At 67.5% G+C, this 18,389-nt stretch carries 16 protein-coding genes; all 16 read right to left on the minus strand.

Annotated elements, in window-relative coordinates; translation table 11 throughout:
• Nucleotides 1-86: 86 nt before the first annotated feature.
• The 16 genes from QNO08_RS09255 to QNO08_RS09330 all read right to left on the minus strand — a co-directional run bounded on the left by QNO08_RS09255 (nucleotide 87) and on the right by QNO08_RS09330 (nucleotide 18,318).
• Nucleotides 87-2,927 carry a DEAD/DEAH box helicase gene (locus QNO08_RS09255; RefSeq protein WP_229965836.1) on the minus strand — a complete coding sequence of 947 codons (2,841 nt, stop codon included), beginning with the start codon at nucleotides 2,925-2,927 and terminating at the stop codon, nucleotides 87-89.
• 94 nt (nucleotides 2,928-3,021) lie between these two features.
• Nucleotides 3,022-3,807: a twin-arginine translocase subunit TatC gene (gene tatC / locus QNO08_RS09260; protein ID WP_231712719.1), complete on the minus strand. Its 786-nt coding sequence runs from the start codon at nucleotides 3,805-3,807 to the stop codon at nucleotides 3,022-3,024.
• A gap of 47 nt (nucleotides 3,808-3,854) precedes the next feature.
• Entirely contained in the window at nucleotides 3,855-4,172 is a 318-nt protein-coding gene (gene tatA / locus QNO08_RS09265) for a Sec-independent protein translocase subunit TatA (RefSeq protein WP_229965834.1), read from the minus strand.
• Nucleotides 4,173-4,205: 33 nt separating this feature from the next.
• A complete protein-coding gene (locus tag QNO08_RS09270) occupies nucleotides 4,206-4,544 on the minus strand; it encodes a hypothetical protein (protein WP_229965833.1) in 339 nt (112 codons plus the stop codon).
• 75 nt (nucleotides 4,545-4,619) lie between these two features.
• Nucleotides 4,620-6,698, minus strand: coding sequence for a helix-turn-helix transcriptional regulator (locus QNO08_RS09275; protein WP_229965832.1), 2,079 nt, complete (start codon nucleotides 6,696-6,698; stop codon nucleotides 4,620-4,622).
• A gap of 128 nt (nucleotides 6,699-6,826) precedes the next feature.
• Nucleotides 6,827-7,222 (minus strand): FKBP-type peptidyl-prolyl cis-trans isomerase, encoded by a 396-nt coding sequence (locus tag QNO08_RS09280; protein WP_229965831.1) that lies wholly within the window; start codon nucleotides 7,220-7,222, stop codon nucleotides 6,827-6,829.
• A gap of 52 nt (nucleotides 7,223-7,274) precedes the next feature.
• Entirely contained in the window at nucleotides 7,275-8,252 is a 978-nt protein-coding gene (locus QNO08_RS09285; RefSeq protein ID WP_229965830.1) for an FKBP-type peptidyl-prolyl cis-trans isomerase, read from the minus strand.
• A gap of 190 nt (nucleotides 8,253-8,442) precedes the next feature.
• The gene (gene pafA, locus QNO08_RS09290) at nucleotides 8,443-9,804 is read right to left on the minus strand and encodes a Pup--protein ligase (RefSeq protein WP_229965829.1); all 1,362 of its coding nucleotides are present in this window, start codon (nucleotides 9,802-9,804) and stop codon (nucleotides 8,443-8,445) included.
• A complete protein-coding gene (prcA, locus tag QNO08_RS09295; RefSeq protein ID WP_229965828.1) occupies nucleotides 9,804-10,607 on the minus strand; it encodes a proteasome subunit alpha in 804 nt (267 codons plus the stop codon). The genes pafA and prcA overlap by 1 nt, the downstream gene beginning before the upstream one ends.
• 2 nt (nucleotides 10,608-10,609) lie before the next feature.
• Nucleotides 10,610-11,434, minus strand: a complete 825-nt coding sequence (gene prcB, locus QNO08_RS09300; RefSeq protein ID WP_229965827.1) for a proteasome subunit beta — start codon at nucleotides 11,432-11,434, stop codon at nucleotides 10,610-10,612.
• A 3-nt stretch (nucleotides 11,435-11,437) separates the two neighbouring features.
• Nucleotides 11,438-11,638, minus strand: coding sequence for a ubiquitin-like protein Pup (locus QNO08_RS09305; RefSeq protein ID WP_229965826.1), 201 nt, complete (start codon nucleotides 11,636-11,638; stop codon nucleotides 11,438-11,440).
• An 83-nt stretch (nucleotides 11,639-11,721) separates the two neighbouring features.
• Complete coding sequence (gene dop / locus QNO08_RS09310) at nucleotides 11,722-13,314, minus strand: depupylase/deamidase Dop (protein ID WP_229965825.1); 1,593 nt, start codon at nucleotides 13,312-13,314, stop codon at nucleotides 11,722-11,724.
• 14 nt (nucleotides 13,315-13,328) lie between these two features.
• Nucleotides 13,329-15,023 (minus strand): proteasome ATPase, encoded by a 1,695-nt coding sequence (gene arc / locus QNO08_RS09315; protein ID WP_229965845.1) that lies wholly within the window; start codon nucleotides 15,021-15,023, stop codon nucleotides 13,329-13,331.
• Between the two features lie 194 nt (nucleotides 15,024-15,217).
• Nucleotides 15,218-16,285, minus strand: coding sequence for a tRNA (adenine-N1)-methyltransferase (locus QNO08_RS09320; protein WP_229965824.1), 1,068 nt, complete (start codon nucleotides 16,283-16,285; stop codon nucleotides 15,218-15,220).
• Between the two features lie 144 nt (nucleotides 16,286-16,429).
• Nucleotides 16,430-17,593, minus strand: a complete 1,164-nt coding sequence (locus QNO08_RS09325) for a site-2 protease family protein (RefSeq protein WP_229965823.1) — start codon at nucleotides 17,591-17,593, stop codon at nucleotides 16,430-16,432.
• Entirely contained in the window at nucleotides 17,590-18,318 is a 729-nt protein-coding gene (locus tag QNO08_RS09330; RefSeq protein ID WP_229965822.1) for an HAD family hydrolase, read from the minus strand. Before QNO08_RS09330 ends, QNO08_RS09325 begins: the two co-directional genes overlap by 4 nt.
• Nucleotides 18,319-18,389 lie beyond the last annotated feature (71 nt).

Genomic DNA, 18,389 nt, shown 5'->3' on the forward strand with positions numbered 1-18,389 from the left:
CCTGTTTTCTGTAGCTGTGTGGTTGAAAGATCCCCGCCGACCGGATCGGGACGGCGGGGAGCTGCGGGGCGGCTTTGCCGGGCGGGTTATTCGCTGACCGCGGAGTAGGCGACGACGCCGCGCCGGATCAGGCCGATGGCATCGATGCAGCGCCGGCGCAGCCCGTCGGGCAGGTCCGGAACTTTGGCCAGCTGATCCAGCAGGTCAATGACCTGCTTGGTCCACCGCACAAAGTCACCGGCGGCCAGCTCGGTGCCGTTGAGCGCCAGCTGCAGGTGTTTGCCCTTGGCCCACTTGTACATCGGCCACACCAGGCCCAGCTCGGGTTCCCCAGTTTGCGGCAGCCGCTCCGCTTCCTCGATGTCGGTGAGGCGGGACCACTGCTGGACGATGAGGTCCATGGCAACCTCGAGGGAGACGCTGGGCAGCCGCGGCCGCACGCCCCGCTCCTCGCGCTTGGCCTGGTAGACCAGGGTCGTGGCCAGCGCCGCCAGCTCAGCCGCATCGACGTCGCTGAACGCGCCGTGCTGCAGGGACAAAGCGATCAGCAGGTCCTTCTCACCGTAGATCCGGCGCAGCTTCTGGCCGGCCGGAGTCACCGCCGATCGTCCGGTCTCGTCCGGAGCTACGTAGCCGTAGTGCCCCAGGACATCGCAGACACGGTCAAAGGTCTTGGCGATGGTGTTGGTGCGGCCTCGGATCTGCGCCGCGAGAGTGTCCGTCTCCCGGCGCAGCTTCCACCAGCGTTCGGCCCAGCGGGCATGGTTTTCCCGGTCGCTGCAGCCGTGGCAGGGGTGTGCGCGCATCTTCCGCCGCAGTTCAGTGATGGCCTGCTCCTGCCGGTCGGCGGCCAGGTGGAGCGCGCCGCGTTTGGCTGCCGCACGCGGGGGCCGGTGATCATGCAGGGCGTTGCGGACCGAGGAGGCCAAATCACGGCGGTCCTTCGCTGTCCGGGAGTTGAAGGATTTCGGAATGCGGATGTGCGAAACGGTTTCCACGGCCCCGTCCAGCTCGGAGGCGGTGATCCGGCGGATCTGCTTGTCCTCGGTCAGGACGGTGGTCCGTGCCTCCCTGCCCTGCTGCGCGTCCTGCGGCAGCACCACGGCATAGCCGGAGTTCCGGCCGCCCGGAATCAGGATGACGTCGCCCGCGGCCAGGGCATCCAGCGAGGCGGCGACGGCGGACCGGCGGTCCCGCGCGCGGGACTTCGAGGCCTGCGCCTCGGCGTCGGAGAGTTGGCGGCGCAGTGCCGCGTACTCGGTGAAGTCCCCCAGATGGCAGGTCATGGCCTTTTCATAGCCGGCCAGGGATTCCTCCCGGGACCGCACCTGCTTGGCCAGGCCAACGACCGAGCGGTCGGCCTGGAACTGGGCGAAGGAGGACTCCAGGATCTCGCGGGAGCGCTCACGGCCAAACTGGGCCATGAGGTTGATGCTCATGTTGTACGTGGGCCGGAAACTGGAGTTCAGCGGATAGGTCCGCCGGGAGGCAAGACCGGCGACGGCGGCCGGATCGGTGCCCGGCTGCCACAGGACCACGGCGTGGCCCTCGACGTCGATGCCCCGGCGGCCGGCGCGGCCGGTGAGCTGGGTGTACTCCCCCGCCGTGATGTCCACGTGCGCCTCGCCGTTGAACTTGTCCAATTTTTCCAGGACCACGGTGCGCGCGGGCATGTTGATTCCCAGTGCCAGGGTTTCAGTGGCGAAGACGGCGCGGACCAGCCCGGCGGTGAAGAGCCGTTCCACCACTTCCTTGAAGGTGGGCAGCATCCCGGCGTGATGGGCGGCGAATCCGCGGATCAGGCCCTCCCGCCAAGTCCAGAAGCCCAGGACTTCCAGATCGTCCTCGGGGATGTCCTGGCTGGCCTCGTCCACGATGCGGGCGATGGCCAGGCGCTCGGACTCGTTGGTGAGCCAGAGGCCGGATTCGACGCACTGCCGGACGGCACCTTCGCAGCCGTTGCGGGAGAAGATGAAGGTGATGGCCGGCAGCAGGCCCCGCTTCTCGAGCTGGGCTATGACGGCCGGGCGCGAGGCCTTCGGGATCCGGGTGGTCGGCGGCCCGGCGTGCCCGCGGCGCGGTGCGTCCCGGCGTCCCCCGCGGGAGGAACCGCGTGAACCGCCCCAGTGTCCGCGCTGGTTGATGCGCGACTCGGCGCGCGCCAGCTCCAGCAGCTCGGGATTCACCCGGTAGCGTTCCTGCACGCCGGCAGGCTGCTCGGGTTCGGCTGCCTCGTCGAAGGACACATCGGATTCAAACAGGTCCATGATGTCCCGGCCCACCATTACATGCTGCCAGAGCGGGACGGGACGGTGCTCGGAAACCACGACGTCGGTGTCGCCCCGGACAGTGTCCAGCCAGGCCCCGAATTCCTCGGCGTTCGAGACCGTTGCGCTCAGCGAGACCAGCTGCACGTCCGAGCGGAGGTGGATGATGACTTCTTCCCAGACGGCACCGCGGAAGCGGTCCGCAAGGTAGTGCACTTCATCCATCACGACATAACCCAGGTCATCCAGGGTGGCGGAGTTGGAGTACAGCATGTTCCGCAGCACTTCGGTGGTCATGACGACGACGTCGGCGTCCGGGTTGATGCTGGTGTCGCCGGTCAGCAGGCCAACCCGTTCCGCACCGTAGGACGCCGAGAGCTCCAGGTACTTCTGGTTGCTCAGGGCCTTGATGGGTGTCGTATAAAACGCCTTGAGCCCGCGCTCGAGGGCCATGTAGACGGCGAACTCCCCCACCACGGTCTTTCCCGCACCGGTGGGGGCGGCCACCAGGACGCCGCGGCCGGCCTCCACGGAGCGGCAGGCATCCGTCTGGAAAGGGTCAAGGTCAAACCCGAGCTGCTGCTCGAAGACCGCCAGCTTGGTCTTGGAGTGTTCGGCGAGTTGTTTCGCGGCTCTGTACCGCTCCGACGGGGAAGTCATGTTCCCAGCCTAGACTCTGCCCGCCCCCGGCCGCGCGTCCGGACCCGGGGCTCCGCCTTGGGCTGAAAGTCCGAACCGCACTGCCGGCAGCGCCTTACAGGTTCTCCAGCGGAGTGGCGGTGTCGGCGCTTGCGCTGACGGCCGCTTCGCGGGCCGCGTTCCGGCGATCCCGGCGCCTGTCGTTGACAAGGCAGATTCCCACTGCGGCCGCGAAAAGCACCAGCAGCGGCGCAGCCATGTAGAACATGGTGAGGGCGTCGCCGCCGGGTGCTGCCATGGCAGCGAAGACGCAGATCAGGAAGATAGTGATGCGCCAGTACTTGACGATCGTTTTCCCCCGGAGGATGCCGGCCATGTTCAGGCCCACCAGCACCACCGGAATCAGGAAAGCGATGCCGAAGGCCAGCAGGAGGCGGATCACGAAGGCCAGGTACACCGTAGCGGTGATGACGTTGGCGCTGCCCTCGGGCGTGAAGCCGGTGAGCACCTCAATGGCGCTGGGCAGAAGCAGCCAGGCCAGGTACACGCCGCCCAGGAACAGCGGCACTGAGGCAGCCATGAACCCGAGGGTCATGCGCCGTTCCTTGGTCTTGAGCCCGGGGGTAATGAAGGCCCACAGCTGGTACAGCCACACCGGGCAGGACAGCAGCAGTCCGATAAAGACCGAGACCTGGATCATCTGGTCAAAGGGTGTCGCCACGCCCTCGAAGTTGATCGTGGCGAAGCGCCCCTCCTGGTTGCCCACGTCCAGGACCGGACGGGTCAGGGCATTAAAGACCGGCATGTACAGGAAGAACCCGGCAACCGTGCCGAGGACCACGGCAATGCCGGCCTTGAACAGACGGTTGCGGGCTTCCCGCAGGTGCTCCTTGAGGGCCATCCGACCCTCAGGGTTGGAATTGCGCCCTTTGGTCAGCGCCACGGCCGTTACAGGCCGGTGGGCGGGTTACCCGCGGGGCGCTGATCCGGACCGGTTGTCCCGGTTGTTCCGGAGGCACGCGGTGCCGCCGGCGGCGTCTGGACCCCGGATGCTCCGGCGGGCGGGTTGGTGACGATCCGGCCCTCCACCGTCTCTTCGGGCGTGGAATCGGACGGGTTTTCGTCCTTCATCTGGCGGACCTCGGACTTGAAAATCCGCAGGGACTGCCCCATGCTGCGGGCCAGTCCGGGAAGTTTGGGTGCGCCGAAGAGCAGAAGGGCCAGAACGACCAGGATTACAATGTGCCAGCCTTGAATACCGTTCATGCCGGGTGTCCTTTCGTTTTGAGACAGTTTACGTCAGAGTCCTGGAAAGTCCCGCAGGGCGCGGGGCTGCCCGTTGGCCAGGCGCCGGCTGATCCGGCGTTCCCGGCGGCCGGCCTGGCGCGCCTCTTTTCCTTCTTCGTAGCGGACCTTCACCAGGATTGGATCCGCAAAAATCCCGAGTTCAGCGTCGGGAGACTTCTCTGCAGGCGGCGCAGCGGCGGGTGCTGAAACTGCCAGCGACGAGACCGCAGTCTCCGCTTCCCGCAATGTCGCCATGAGCTTGCGGAAGATCCGCCAGCCGATGAGGGCGTAAAAAGCGGCTGCGGCGACGATGAGCGCCGCCCATATCAAAATCCAGGACCACCAAGGCATGAGTCCAGCATAGTGCGGGCAGCCGCTGCGGGACGCATCGCCGCAGCGCGCCTCACAGCAGGAGGGCCGGCGGAGTCAGCCGTTCGACGCCGGAACCCCGTCAGCGGGCGGTTCGTAGTTCGCCAGCGCAGCGCGGAGCCACTCCTGCGTCTCCCGGCGCAGAGACTCGGGGGCGGCCACCACGACACTGCCTCCCTGCCGGGCGATGAAGCCGGGAATCCACCGGGTGTTCCCGACACGGAGCTCCACCGCGGTGCGCCCGCGCGCGAGATCAGCCCGGCGTCCGGCGTCGTACGCGCTCTCCACCCAGCTGGCTGCGGGCTCCAGCAGCAGGGTCACCAGCTCATCTTCGGCGCTGGGCCGGAAGAGGCCGGCCGGAGTGCTGTCCGGATCGGGGCCCTGCCAGGAGGCCGGACCGGAATCCGTAACGTTGTGGATGCGGTCCACCCGGAAGTTCCGCACGCCTTCCGAACGGTGGCACCAGGCCTCGAGGTACCAGCGGTCGTTGACGGAGAAGAGCCGCCGCGGGTCCACTGTGCGGTCGGTGACCTCGTCGCGGCTGGGCACCAGATAACGCAATTCCAGCTGCCGGCGGCCGGTGATAGCCTGCTGCAGCTGGTCCAGCACGCCGGCGGTGCCTTCGGGTTCCGTGAGCCGGGCGGCGACGGCGGTGCCGACCCGTCCCGATTCCCCGGCCGCCTCGCTGAGCTTGGCCAGGGCACTGGTCAATGCCGGGGTGCTGCCGACCCCCGGAAGGGACGAGAGCGTTTCGAGACCGACAATGAGTGCGGCTGCCTCATCCATGCCCAGCCGGACGGGTTCGGAGAGGTCCTGGGCGTTGTCGATGAAAATCTGGCCGTTTTCGAAGTTCACGTCCATCAGCCCGTTGGGATAGTGCCGGGGGCCGCTGACGAAGAGCAGGTTCAGGTCGCTTGCCAGCTGGGCGGCGCTGACGCCAAAGCGCTGTGCCGTCTGCTCCATGTCCGCACCCTGGTTCCCCAGGATGTAAGGCACAAGGTCAAGCAGGCGCGTCAGGTGGCTCTGAGCTGCCGTCGAGCTGGACGCGGGCGCCGGGGTGCGGCGGACAAGGGTGAAGGCCGGCACGGGTTTGAGCTGGGCCGCCAGGGCCAGCCGCAGGAGCTCCGCGACCGACTGCCGGAATTCCGCCGGCTCCACTGCGACGGCGCTGGCCCCCAGCCCGGCCGTGTCGGCCGCCAGGGCGTCCAGGTCCGGGACGGTCAGCGACAGTACGTCCCAGCCCGTGCGGTCCCCGGCCCTGTCCCCGGCCCTGTCCCCCGTCGCACTTTCCGGCCGGGCCGGTCCGTCGGCGCGCAGCCGCAGCTCGGCAGCCGCACCCTCCCGGGCTTCCACCACGGCCGTGACCGGGGCGAACACCCGGTCCAGCGATGCCAGTGAGGCCTCAATGTCGAAGTCCTCCGGAACGTCGTAGCTGCCCGCTTCCAGGGCCACCGGCGTCGTCATCCGGGACAGCCGGAAAAAGCGCTCGGCTCCGCGGTCCAGGTCCCATCCGACCACGTACCAATGCCCGAAGCGGCTGCCCATCCCCCACGGCTGCACGTGCCGGCGGGTGCTCCGCCGCCGGCCCGGTTTCGCCTTCCCTCCTGCGCTGCCGGTGCGTGCCGCCGGGCGGTAGCCGAAGGAAATGGGCGTGCGGGTGGTCGTGGCTTTCCAGACGGTGTCAAAGTTTGGGTCGTTGGTGCGGATCCGGGGCTGCAGGGGGCTCGCGGCGGCGCCGTCGGCCACCACGCCGCGGGCTTGGAGCTTGCGCAGCGCCCGTGCCGCTGCCGAGCCCAGCGACGCCTGCTCCCACATGCTTGCCGCCAGGGCCAGGACGGCTGATTCCTCGGGGCTGAACCGCACGCCGGGAAGCCGGTAGGCATCGGCTCGAATGCGGTACCGGCGCACCGAGTTGTCCTGGTCGTAGAGCGTTTCCTCGCTGTAGGACTCCACGGGAATGCCCTGTTCGCGCAGGAAGGCCTTGTCACGGTCGAAGAGCTTTTCCCGGGCGGCGGTGGACGGCGCTTCGCCGTAGAGCTCGATTTCGTCGAACAGTTCGTGCTTGGTGAAACCCCTGCGGGTGGACAGCAGGACAATGACCAGGGTCAGGAGGCGTTCGGTTCTGTTGGCGGGCACGGAAGCCAATCTACCGCGCCGGGCGGCGGAGCGCAGACGCGGCGGACAGCGCCGGGAGCAGACGCGAAAAAGGCGGGTCCGCTGCTGCAGTGCAGCTGCGGACCCGCCTGTTCTGCCGGGGTGCCGGGTTAGCGGACGCCCAGCAGGTCAACCACGAAGATCAACGATTCGCCGGGAGCAACTGCCGAACCGGCACCGCTGTCGCCGTAGGCCATGTGGGCGGGAATCTCGAGTCGGCGGCGGCCGCCGACCTTCATGCCCAGCAGGCCCTGGTCCCAGCCCTCGATGACCTGGCCCACGCCCACGCGGAAGTCCAGCGGGGTGCCGCGGTTCCACGATGCGTCGAACTCTTCACCGGTGGAGAACGCAACGCCCACGTAGTGGGTGGAGACGGTGTCCCCGGGCTTGGCCTCGGGGCCGTCGCCGACCACGATGTCTTCGATGCGAAGCTCCGTGGGAGCCTCGTGCTCCGGGAAGTCGATCTCCGGCTTCTGGCGGTCGTATTCACGCTTTCCAAATGACATGGTGCTCCTTGCTGCGGCGGTGCCGCGTCAAACGTCGTGTTCGGTTCTAACGCTACTTGACTTCCTGGATGTCCACGACAAATACGAGCGGTCCGGCCGGGTTGCCGCTGGGTGCGGGATCGCCGTAGGCCAGCTCGGACGGAAGGACCAGCAGGACCTTGGAGCCGGCCTTCTGGCCGGCCAGGCCGTGGGTCCAGCCGGGGATGACGCCGTCGAGCGGGAACTCCGCCGGCTCGCCGCGTTCGTAACTGGAGTCGAAGGTGCTGCCGTCCCGCTGGGAAACGCCGAGGTAGTCGACCTTCACGGTGCCGGTTTCTTCTACAGCCGCGCCCTCGCCCTCTTCGAGGACCTTGACGATCAGCTTGTCGGGCTCTTCCATGTTCTCCGGGATTTCGACGGCGGGAACGCCGTCCTCGCCGAAGCTGACCTTGGGCAGCTTGCCGTCGGTTTCCAGCGCGGAGACATCCTCAGGGCTCATCAGCAGGTTGCCTTCGGCCTTGCGGGACGCAGCCTCGTCCGGCGACAGCGTGGCCACGGTGTCCTGGGTGCTCTGGATGCTCAGCACCATCACCTGGGTGGGCTGGGCTGCCTGCTCGGTTTCGGCACCCTCCGACTGGGCGGCGGCCTGGGCATCAGGGAAGGCATAGGCGACCTGCGAGCCGACCTTGGCGCCCAGCAGGACCTCGTACAGCGCCGGGTCCTGTTCCTTCAGCTGCTCGTTGACGGGCAGCGCCGACGCGGCATCCTCGTAGGTGTCGCCGAGGACACTGCCGTCTTCGGCGTTCAGCGCCACGAACTTAAAGGTGATGCTCTGGCCTTCGGCAACGGTGTCGCCGTCGCCGGTGTAGACGATCTTCGCCGCACTTTCGGTGATCTCCAGCGGAGCATCGAACTCCACCTCGGGTACGGTGTCCTGATCCTCGACCTTGACCTTCACGGAGTCAAAAACTCCGGCCTGGCCTGCGGATTTGCCCGCGGCACCGGTCGCTTCCCCGCCGGAGCAGGCCGAGATGAGGAGCAGGGAGGACAAGCTTATGGCTAGTACTTTTCGCACAGTACTTCTTTCAGTGGTGGACAGGTGGGCCCGCAGTGTCCCCGGGTCGTGCCAGGGGTAACGGGAGCGGGCGGTCCCGTCCAGCGTAGCGTTTCTGCCTGAATGCTGCCTTGGTGCGGGTGAAAGCGGAGAAATCCGCCGGGAGCCGGTCCCGGCCCGCGGGCTCCTAGAGCGTCGCCAGCAGGGCTTCAACCCGTTCATCGACGGCGGCAAAGGGGTCCTTGCACAGGACGGTCTGCTGTGCCCGGTCGTTGAGTTTCAGGTGAACCCAGTCCACGGTGAAGTCACGGTTGGCGGCCTTCGCCCGGCGCACGAAGTCCCCGCGGAGTTTGGCCCGGGTGCTCTGCGGCGGGACGTCCACAGCCTCCTTGACGTCGCTGTCTTCAACCACCCGGGCGGTTTCCCCGCGGGCCTGGAGGAGGTAGAAGAGTCCGCGGCGGCGAGAAATGTCATGGTAGGTCAGGTCAAGCTGGGCCAGGCGCGGCGAGGTCAGTTCCAACGAATGCCGTTCGGCATACCGGTCCACGAGCTTTTTCTTGATCGCCCAGTCAATCTCGGTGTCGATGCCGGAGGTGTCTCCGGATTCAATGGCGTCAAGGGTCCGCTCCCAGAGGTCCAGCACGCGTTCAACGTGCCGGTTGTGGGCACCGTTTGCCGCCACGAAGTCCTGGACGCGGGCCAGATAGACCCGCTGCAGCTCCAGCGCGGTCATGGTGGTGCCGTTGGCCAGCTTCAGGGGCATTTGTCCCGTCAGGTCATGGGAGATTTCACGGATGCTCCGGATCGGGTTTTCCAGCCGCAGGTCGCGCAGCACCGCTCCGGACTCGATGAGGCGGAGCATCAGGTCCACGGAACCCACCTTGAGCAGGGTGGTGGTCTCGGACATGTTGGAGTCCCCGGCGATCACATGCAGCCGGCGGTAGTGCTCGGCGTCGGCGTGGGGCTCGTCCCGGGTGTTGATGATCGGCCGTGACCGGGTGGTGGCCGAGGACACCCCTTCCCAAATGTGGTCGGCCCGCTGGGAAAAGGCGTACAGCGAACCGGACTGGGTCTTCAGCACCTTGCCCGCACCCACCAGCAACTGGCGGGTCACGAGGAACGGGATCAGGATGTCCGCCAGGCGGGAGAACTCCAGCCGCCGCGGGATGAGGTAGTTTTCGTGGCTGCCGTAGGAGTTCCCGGCGGAATCGGTGTTGTTCTTGAACAGGTAGACGCTGCCGTTGAACCCCTCGGCCCGCAGCCGGTCCTCGGCTTCCTCCACCAGGTCGTCGAGGATCAGTTCGCCGGCCCGGTCGTGGGCCACGAGCTGCGCCAGGTCATCGCACTCCGCCGTCGCGTACTCCGGATGGGACCCCACATCCAGATAAAGACGGGATCCGTTGGTCAGGAAGACGTTGGAGGACCGCCCCCAGCTGACGACTTTCCGAAACAGGTAGCGGGCCACCTCTTCCGGCGACAGCGGGCGGGAGTCCGGACCGGAGTATGCGATTCCGAATTCAGTTTCAATCCCAAAAATCCTGCGGTCCATCAGTCTCCCTCCGGGCCGGCCAGCAAGCGGTCCAGCTCCACTGTGTTGATTCGCCTGAATGCCCGGACGGTGCCCCGGGAGGAGAGCGGGGAACGGTCCAAAAATGCCACTTCCAGCAGGCCGGCGCCGAGCCGGTCGGGTTCCGGCGGCACGGCCTCACCGCCGCCGTAGCCGGACGGCGCGGATCCGTTGCCGTTGGGCGCTGCCTCGCCGGCCGCCGGACCGGCGGGGCTGCGGGTGGCGGAGAGGGCGGCGACCGCTGTGCGGACGGCCTCGGGAAAGCCGGTGTCCTGGTTCCAGGTCCGGGCCAGGGCCTCGCGAACCACTTCCGCCTGGCCGCCCATGACCACGAAGTTGCTTTCGTCAGCGATGGAACCGTCGAACGTCAGCCGGTACAGGTGGTCCTCATAGGGCTCGGTCCCCACCTCGGCAACAGCCAGTTCCACCTCGAAGGGTTTGCCCTCGGTGGTGAAAACCGACCCCAGGCTTTGGGCATAGACGCTGGCCAGGCCGCGGGCGGAGACGTCCTCACGGGAGTAGGAGTAGCCGCGGACATCGGCGTACCGGACACCGGCCTGCCGAAGGCTCTCGAACTCGTTGTACTTGCCCACGGCGGCGAAGCCGATCCGGTCGTAGATTTCGCCGAGCTTGTGCAGTGACGGCGAGGGGTTCTCGGCCACGAGGGCGATTCCGTCGCGGCAGGTGAGCACCACCACCGACCGGCCCCTGGCGATCCCTTTCCGGGCGAAGTCCGCCCGGTCCTTCATCAGCTGTTCGGGGGAGACGTAGAACTGCTGCGTCATGGTCAGCTCTCCCGTCCGGCGACGGAGCGGCGGTCAACAAGCTCCCGCGCCATCAGTTGCAGTTCCCGCTCCGGGATTTCCCGGTTTCCGGCACTGTTGACCACGTAGACCACCGGCCACAGCTGACGGACCAGATCCGGTCCCCCGGTGGCGGAGTCGTCGTCGGCTGCGTCGTAGAGCGATTCGATGGCGACGGCGACTGCCTGTTCCTCGTCCAGCCCCGGACGCCAGAGCTTCTTGAGGGCGCCGCGGGCGAACACCGAGCCGGAGCCCACGCTGTGGTGTTCATATTCCTCGTACCGGCCCCCGGTGACGTCATAGGAGAAGAGCCTGCCGACGTGGCGCTCGGTGTCGTAACCGGCGAACAGCGGGACCACGGCCAGGCCCTGCAGGGCCAGGGGCAGATTCGACCGCACCATTGCGGCGAGCCGGTTGGACTTGCCGTCCAGGCTCATGGGGGTGCCCTCGATCTTGTCGTAGTGCTCCAGTTCCACCTGAAACAGCCGGATCATGTCCAGGGCAAGCCCTGCGGTGCCGGCGATGCCCACCACCGAGTAGTTGTCCGCCGGAAAGACCTTCTTGATGTGCCGGCTGGCGATCATGTTGCCCATGGTGGCGCGCCGGTCGCCGGCCATCAGCACGCCGCCGGCGTAGGTGAGCGAAACGATGGTGGTGGCCTGCGGTGCCGCCGCCGACGCCGATCCGGCCGGGGCGGTGCCCAGCCGGCGGGCTGACGGCAGCAGGTCGGGGTGGTGCCGGGCCAAATGGTCGCTGAAGGACGGCGGGGCCGCCCCGTTTACCTCTGCTGCGGGATCCCGGTAGGTCATCCGCTACTGTCCGCCCTTTTGGATGAATCCCCGGACAAATTCCTCGGCGTTGTTTTCCAGCACGCCGTCGATTTCGTCCAAAAGGTCGTCCACGCCTTCGGTCTGGGCGGTGGCCGCCGCTTCCGGTTCGGCTGTCGGCGGGGGCGTCTCCTCCAGCTCCTCTTCGGTGCGGGCTCCGGTGCTCTTGCGGTCCTGGGTTGCCATGATCATTGCCTTTCCCGGCCGGATTCCGGCCCTTTTACTGGTCCTGGCGGATCCTGCCAGGTCCTGACGCTGCCCTGCTAGTCCTATGGTGCCACGCTATGTTCGGGACCGGTCAGGAGTCTGGCGACAAAATCCTCCGCATCGGACGAAGCTTCGAACAACTCCTCCGTCAGCGCCCGGGTCCCCCGGAGCGGTTCCCGGGTCGGAATGCGCTGCAGCCGCCGGTGCGAGGGCAGCTCAAAGATGATGGAATCCCAGCTCGCCCCCACCACCTGGTTCGGAAAGCGGCTGACGCACTTGCCGCGGAAATAGGCGCGGGTGTCATCCGGCGGTTCGGTGACGGCGCGGGCAATTTCCTCGTCGGTCAGGATCCGCTCCATCTGGCCGCGGGCGGCCAGCCGGTAGTAGAGCCCCTTCTCCGGCCGCATGTCGGAGTACTGCAGGTCCACCAGGTGCAGCCGGGCGTCGGACCAGGCCAGGCCGTCACGGTCCCGGTAGGCCTGCAGCAGCCGGAGTTTGGCCACCCAGTCCACGGAAGAGGCGGCTTCCAGCGGATCGCGTTTCAGGACCCCCACCAGCGAGGTCCAGCGGGTGAGGATGTCTTCGGTGGCGGCGTCGGCTCCGCGGCTGCGGCAGTGCCGGGCGGCGGCCTCCAGATAGATCTCCTGCAGGTCCAGGCCGGTGATCATCCGTCCGTCCTTCAGCTCCACCAGCTGCTGCAGCGTGGGGTCGTGGCTGATGGCCTGCAGGGATCCCACCGGATCCCGCAGCTCCACCCCGGGCCCGGTGCCCGCCTCGATCATGGACAGCACAATGGAGGTGGTGCCCACCTTCAGCAGCGCCGAAACCTCGCTGAGGTTGGCGTCGCCGATGATGACGTGCAGCCGCCGGTATTTTTCCGCCACCGCGTGGGGTTCGTCGCGGGTGTTCACGATGGGCCGCCGGATGGTGGTCTCCAGGCCGACCTCGGCTTCGAAGAAATCGGCCCGCTGGCTCAGCTGATAGCCCTGGCGCTGGTTGTTGGTGCCCATTCCCACCCGGCCGGAGCCGACAAGGACCTGCCGGCTGACGAAGAAGGGCACCAGGCCCTGGACCAAATCGGAAAACGGAACGCTGCGCGGCACCAGGTAGTTCTCGTGCGAGCCGTAGGAGGCGCCTTTGCTGTCGGTGTTGTTCTTGTACAGATTCACCGGGGAGAAGCCCGGCGCCGCGGCTATGTGCCGCATCGCCGCCAGCACGACGGCGTCGCCGGCTTTGTCCCACAGCACCGCGTCGCGCGGGGTCGTCACCTCCGGCGAGGAGTATTCCGGATGGGCGTGGTCGACGTACAGCCGGGCCCCGTTGGAGAGCACCATGTTCATCAGGACGGGGTTCTCCGTGGACTGCTCCCCGTAGAGGGCAGCGGGGCCGCCGCCCTCCATGGCGATCTGCTCCGCGTCGAGGACCGGAGGCGCGTCCGTGAGCTGGGTCGGATCAGCTGCCGTGCGGGGCACCGTGAATCCGCGGGCGTCGTTCAGCGGCGCTTCGTCGGTGTAGTCCCAGCGGGTTCCGGACAGGTTGCCCATGCCGCTGCGCCGGGTGGCGGCATAGGCGTTGATGATCTGGCTGGACAGGACCGTTGCGTTGGCTGCCGGCAGGGCCGGCGCCAACACGCCGTATTCGGTTTCCGTGCCCATGACACGGCGAACACTCACAGATACTGTCCGGGGTTGGCGGCGGTTTCGATGGTGCGTCCGGGTTCCTGTCCCGCCTTGCCCTGGATGATCGTGCGGATGTACGTGATGCGCTCGCCTTTCTTGCCCGAAATGCGTGCCCAGTCGTCCGGATTGGTGGTGTTGGGCATGTCTTCGTGCTCCCGGAACTCGTCCACCACCGCCCGCATGAGGTGGTCGATCCGCAGGCCGCGTTGGTGCAGGGTCAGCAGATCCTTGATGGCGTACTTCTTGGCCCGGTCCACCACGTTCTGGATCACCGCTCCGGAGTTGAAATCCTTGAAGTAGAGCATTTCCGTGTCGCCGTTGGCGTAGGTGACTTCCAAGTACTCGTTGGACTTGTCCTCGGCGTACATCTTTTCCACGGTCCGCCGGATCATCTCCCGGACGGTCACCTCCGGATCGTAGCCGTTTTCCGCGAGGTCCTCGCGGTGCAGGGGCAGATTGGAAGTGAGGTACTTGGCGAAGATCTCGGCCGCCCCTTCGGCGTCGGGGCGCAGGATCTTGATCTTCACGTCGAGGCGGCCCGGCCGCAGGATCGCCGGATCGATCATGTCCTCGCGGTTGGAGGCACCGATGACGATGACGTTCTCCAGCTTCTCCACGCCGTCGATCTCCGAGAGCAGCTGGGGGACGATGGTCGTTTCGACGTCGGAAGAGATGCCGGTGCCGCGCGTGCGAAAAAGGGAGTCCATCTCGTCGAAGAACACCACCACGGGGCTGCCGCCGGAGGCCTTTTCCCGGGCCCGGGCGAAGATCAGGCGGATGTGCCGCTCCGTCTCCCCCACGTACTTGTCCAGCAGCTCGGGGCCCTTGATGTTCAGGAAGTAGCTGCGGGTTCCCAGGGTGCCCGTCTGCTCCATGACGCGGGCCGCCAGGGAGTGCGCCACCGCCTTGGCGATCAGGGTCTTGCCGCAGCCGGGAGGGCCGTAGAGCAGGATGCCCTTCGGCGCCTTCAGCCCGTGTTCCCGGTACAGGTCCGGGTGCAGGAACGGCAGTTCAACGGCGTCGCGGATCTGCTCGATCTGCGGGCCGAGCCCGCCGATGTCGGAGTAGGAGATGTCCGGAACCTCCTCCAGGACGAGGTTCTCGACCTCGCTGCGCGGGATCTTCTCCAGCGCGTAGCCGATCCGGGTGTCGACCGTCAGGGCGTCGCCGACCCGCACCTTTTCGGCCTCCAGGGGCCCGTTGAGCCGGACCACGCGTTCGTCGTCGGCCCGTCCGATCACCAGGCACCGGTCGCTGCCCAGGAGCTCCTTCACGGTGAACAGCTCGCCGCTGCGCTCGAAACCCAGCGAAGCCACGGCCACCAGGGATTCGTTCAGGAGCACTTCCTGGCCTGGAACTATTTGGTTCATGTCCAGCAGCGGACTGACCGACACCCGCAGTTTCCGGCCGGACTGCACAATGTCCAGGTTGTCCTGGACGGCTGCGGTGGTCGTCCTGCCGCTGCTGGCGGGAACCCGGTGGTTCACCGCGATGACGGTGGCGAAGCTGAAGGGCGTGGCGCCCTCCTTTTCGAGGGCGTCCTTGAGGCGGATGATCTCCGCCTTCGCCGTCTCCAGCATCGCCACCAGCCGGGCGTTGTTGTGTGTCAGTGCCGCCAGCTGCCGGTCCACGTTCCGCAGCTTGTCCCGCAGCACGTTCAGCTGCGGGGACTCGGCGCCTTGCACGCCGGGCCCGCGGAAATAATTCCGCGGATCGTCGGCCCCGGAATCGATGGTGTTCTCTGCTTCAGCCATGGTTGCGACCACCTTCACGTTGCGCAGGGTCTCTAGCTTTGACGATAGCCCAGCAGCGCAGGCAACACACGGGTTGCAACCTCTTGTCTTTGTCGGCCGTCAGTTATCCGCCGACCCGATTGCGGCTAGGGGATTTCCGGCGTACCGTCCTTATCCGCGTTGTACTTTTCGGCGTTCTCCAGAGCGCCGCGCTGGATCTTCGAACTGGCGTCCTTGGCGGCCCGGCGCAGCTTGTGGGCGGAGACTTCGCGCTCTCCCACGGCGGCAGGGGTCCACGCGTTCAGGTCCTCTTCGCTGAAGTTGGTCTTCGAGGCGCGGCGCTTGGCCACCAGTCCGGTGGCGCCTTCGGCGAGGCGGCGGGCGGTGAGCAGGAATCCGGTGTGGGCCACCATGCGGTGGTCGGGCCGGACGGCCAGGCCCTCCAGATGCCAGCCGCGGACCATGGATTCCCAGCCGTCGGGTTCGGTGAACCGGCCGTCGGCGCGGATGGCCTCCGCCGTGCGGGACAGCTGGGTGACGGTTGCCACATAGGAAATCCACACGCCGCCGGGAGCCAGGACGGTGGCCACCGCGTCGGTGCATTCCCACGGCGCCAGCATGTCCAGGACCACCCGGTCCACGCTGCCGGGCGCTTCGGTGCGGACGACCTCCTCCTGGAAGTCTCCCAGCGTGATGTTCCAGGCCGGGTGCGGGCCACCGAAGAAGGTTTCCACGTTGCCGCGGGCGATGTCAGCGAATTCTTCCCGGCGCTCAAACGAATGCAGGGAGCCGGAGTCACCGACGGCGCGCAGCAGCGAGATGCTCAGCGCACCCGAGCCGACGCCGGCTTCGACGACGCGCGCACCCGGGTAGATGTCTGCCATCGTGACAATCTGGCCGGCGTCCTTGGGGTAGACGACGGCGGCGCCTCGCGGCATCGACAGCACGAAGTCAGACAGCAGCGGCCGCAGCACCTGGTACTGCTGGCCGGTGGTGTTCGTGACGATGGTGCCTTCGGGAACACCGATCATCGTGTCATGCGGCAGGAATCCGCGGTGCGTGTGGAAGGCGCCGCCTTCGGTCAGGGTGATGGTGTTGTGCCGGCCCTTTTCGTCGGTGAGCTGGACGCGCTCCCCCGGACGCAGCGGTCCCCTGCGGTGGTCGGCGCCGTGGGGAGCTGTAGCGGCTGTCTGGCCCGGGGTCTCCGAGTTCATGGGTAACGTTCCTTTGGATCTAGGTGGTGCGCGGTGGTGGGGGTGAAGTTCGAGGGGTGGAGCGGGCGCTCCGCCGGCAGCGCCGGCGTCCGGGTCCCCGGGTCAACGGGGAAGACGGGGCCGGGATGCCGGTGCGGGAGTGCCTCAGGAGCTGCGGGGCCGGTTCGGCTTGGCCGAGATGGCGTTCAGGACAGCTGCCTGGGTCAGGAGTCCCACCACCCCGCCGTCCCGGTCGATAACTGCATACTCGCTGCCCTGAAGTTTAGCGAGATAGTCCACCAGTTCAGAACCCGCGGCGGCGGCAGGAACATAGGCGCCGGGTCCCAGTGGCCGGGCGACGGCGTCGATCTGGGTGGACATGGCCAGCTGCTCCGGCACCTGCGCCAGCGCGTCCTGGTCCGCAATGGCCCAGGGCTGTCCGGTCGGTGCGGTGATCACCAGGGCGGTGCCGGGACGGCCGGCAAGCAGTTCCCGGGCCCCGGCCACGGGAGAGGCCGCCGGAACGGAGACTGCCGGAGTCATCAGGGCGGCGGCGCTGATGGAGGGCAGCCGCAGCCGCACACGGGCATTGCTGATGCTGGCGCCGGCTCCCATCCAGAGGAATCCCGAGACCACGGCAGTGAGCAGGACCACCTGCAGATCGGGGCTTTCCTGCCGCAGGTACGGCGGCAGGATGACGGCGGCGGCCAGGGCCAGGGCGATGATGCGTCCGGCGTAACCGGCTGCCACTGTGCCCCTGTCCTGGGATCCGGTGGCTTTCCACACGGCTGATTCAACGATGCGCCCGCCGTCCAGCGGAAGCCCGGGCAGGATGTTGAAGATGGCCACCAGCAGGTTGGCCCAGATCAGAATCTCCGTCAGCAGCGCTGCCACCGGAGGAAGCGGAGCCGCGAGGAGGAGCAGCCAGCCGGCCCCGGCGAGCAGGAAATTCGCTGCGGGACCGGCCAGCGCAACCAGCAGCGACGGGCCGGGGGTGGATCGGACCTGCCCAAACTGGGTGTGGCCGCCCCACAACGTCAGGACGATCTTCGCCGTCGGCCAGCGGTACGCTTTGGCCGTCAGGGCGTGGGCCAGCTCATGGATGAGGACGGAGACCAGGAGCAGGATCGCGTAGCCGAGGGCGACGGCGTAGGCGCCGGCCCCCAGGAACGGGAAGCTCCGGCCGACCAGCGGCCCGAAAAAGACCACGATCAAAGCCGCGATGATGAACCAGGAATAGGCCAAGTACACGGGGACGCCGGCAATCCGGCCCAGCGGGATCCCGTCCCGGACCGGAGCGGGCGTGCCGGCGCCCTGCCCGATGCTCACCGGGCAGCCCCGGCGTTGGCGGTGCTCAGCAGGGAGGCCAGGTCCGCCGCCGTCTTCCCGGCCAGCGTCTCCCACTCATGCCGGCTGGCGTCCGGAGGCAGCGGCAGGAAATGCGGAACACCCAGGGTGACAAGACCGGCGGCGCGGGCGGAGGTGACTCCGGGGAAGGAGTCTTCAATGGCCACGACGCGGTCCTTGGCCAGGTCCGGAAGCTGTTCCGCCAGCCGGCTAAAGGCCAGTTCATACGGCTCGGGGTGCGGTTTTCCCTGCCGGACCATGTCGCCGGTGACCAGGAAGGAGAACGTGCCGGCGGGCAGCCGGCTGCAGATCTCCTCGGCCAGGACGGCCTCGGACATGGTGACCAGGACGCACGGAATGCCGGAGGCGGACAGCTCGCCGAGGAGTTCGCGGGCACCGGGGCGCCAGGGAACCTCGCGGCGGACCTGCTCGGTGACCTGGCCGATGAGGCGGTCGATGATCTCGCGGATGCTCAGCGGGACGCCGGCGTTCTGCACGAGTCCGGCGCTGAAGGTCAGCGCCTGGCCAACCATGGCCTCGGCGTCAGAGTCGGTCCACGAGCCGCCGTAGCTGTGCACCAGGTCCTTCTCCGCGGCGATCCAGTACGGCTCCGTGTCCACGATGGTTCCGTCCATGTCCCACAGCACCGCCTGAAGCGGACCGGGGGCGGGTTCGGTTTGCAGGGGGGCCTGGACGGAGGAAGACATGCATCCCAGTCTACTGGGCGGGCCGGACCCCCGGTTTACCCCGCTCCCGGCGAAGCGCTCCGCCCGGTCCT

The sequence above is a fragment of the Arthrobacter sp. zg-Y820 genome (assembly GCF_030142155.1).
GTDB lineage: Bacteria > Actinomycetota > Actinomycetes > Actinomycetales > Micrococcaceae > Arthrobacter_B.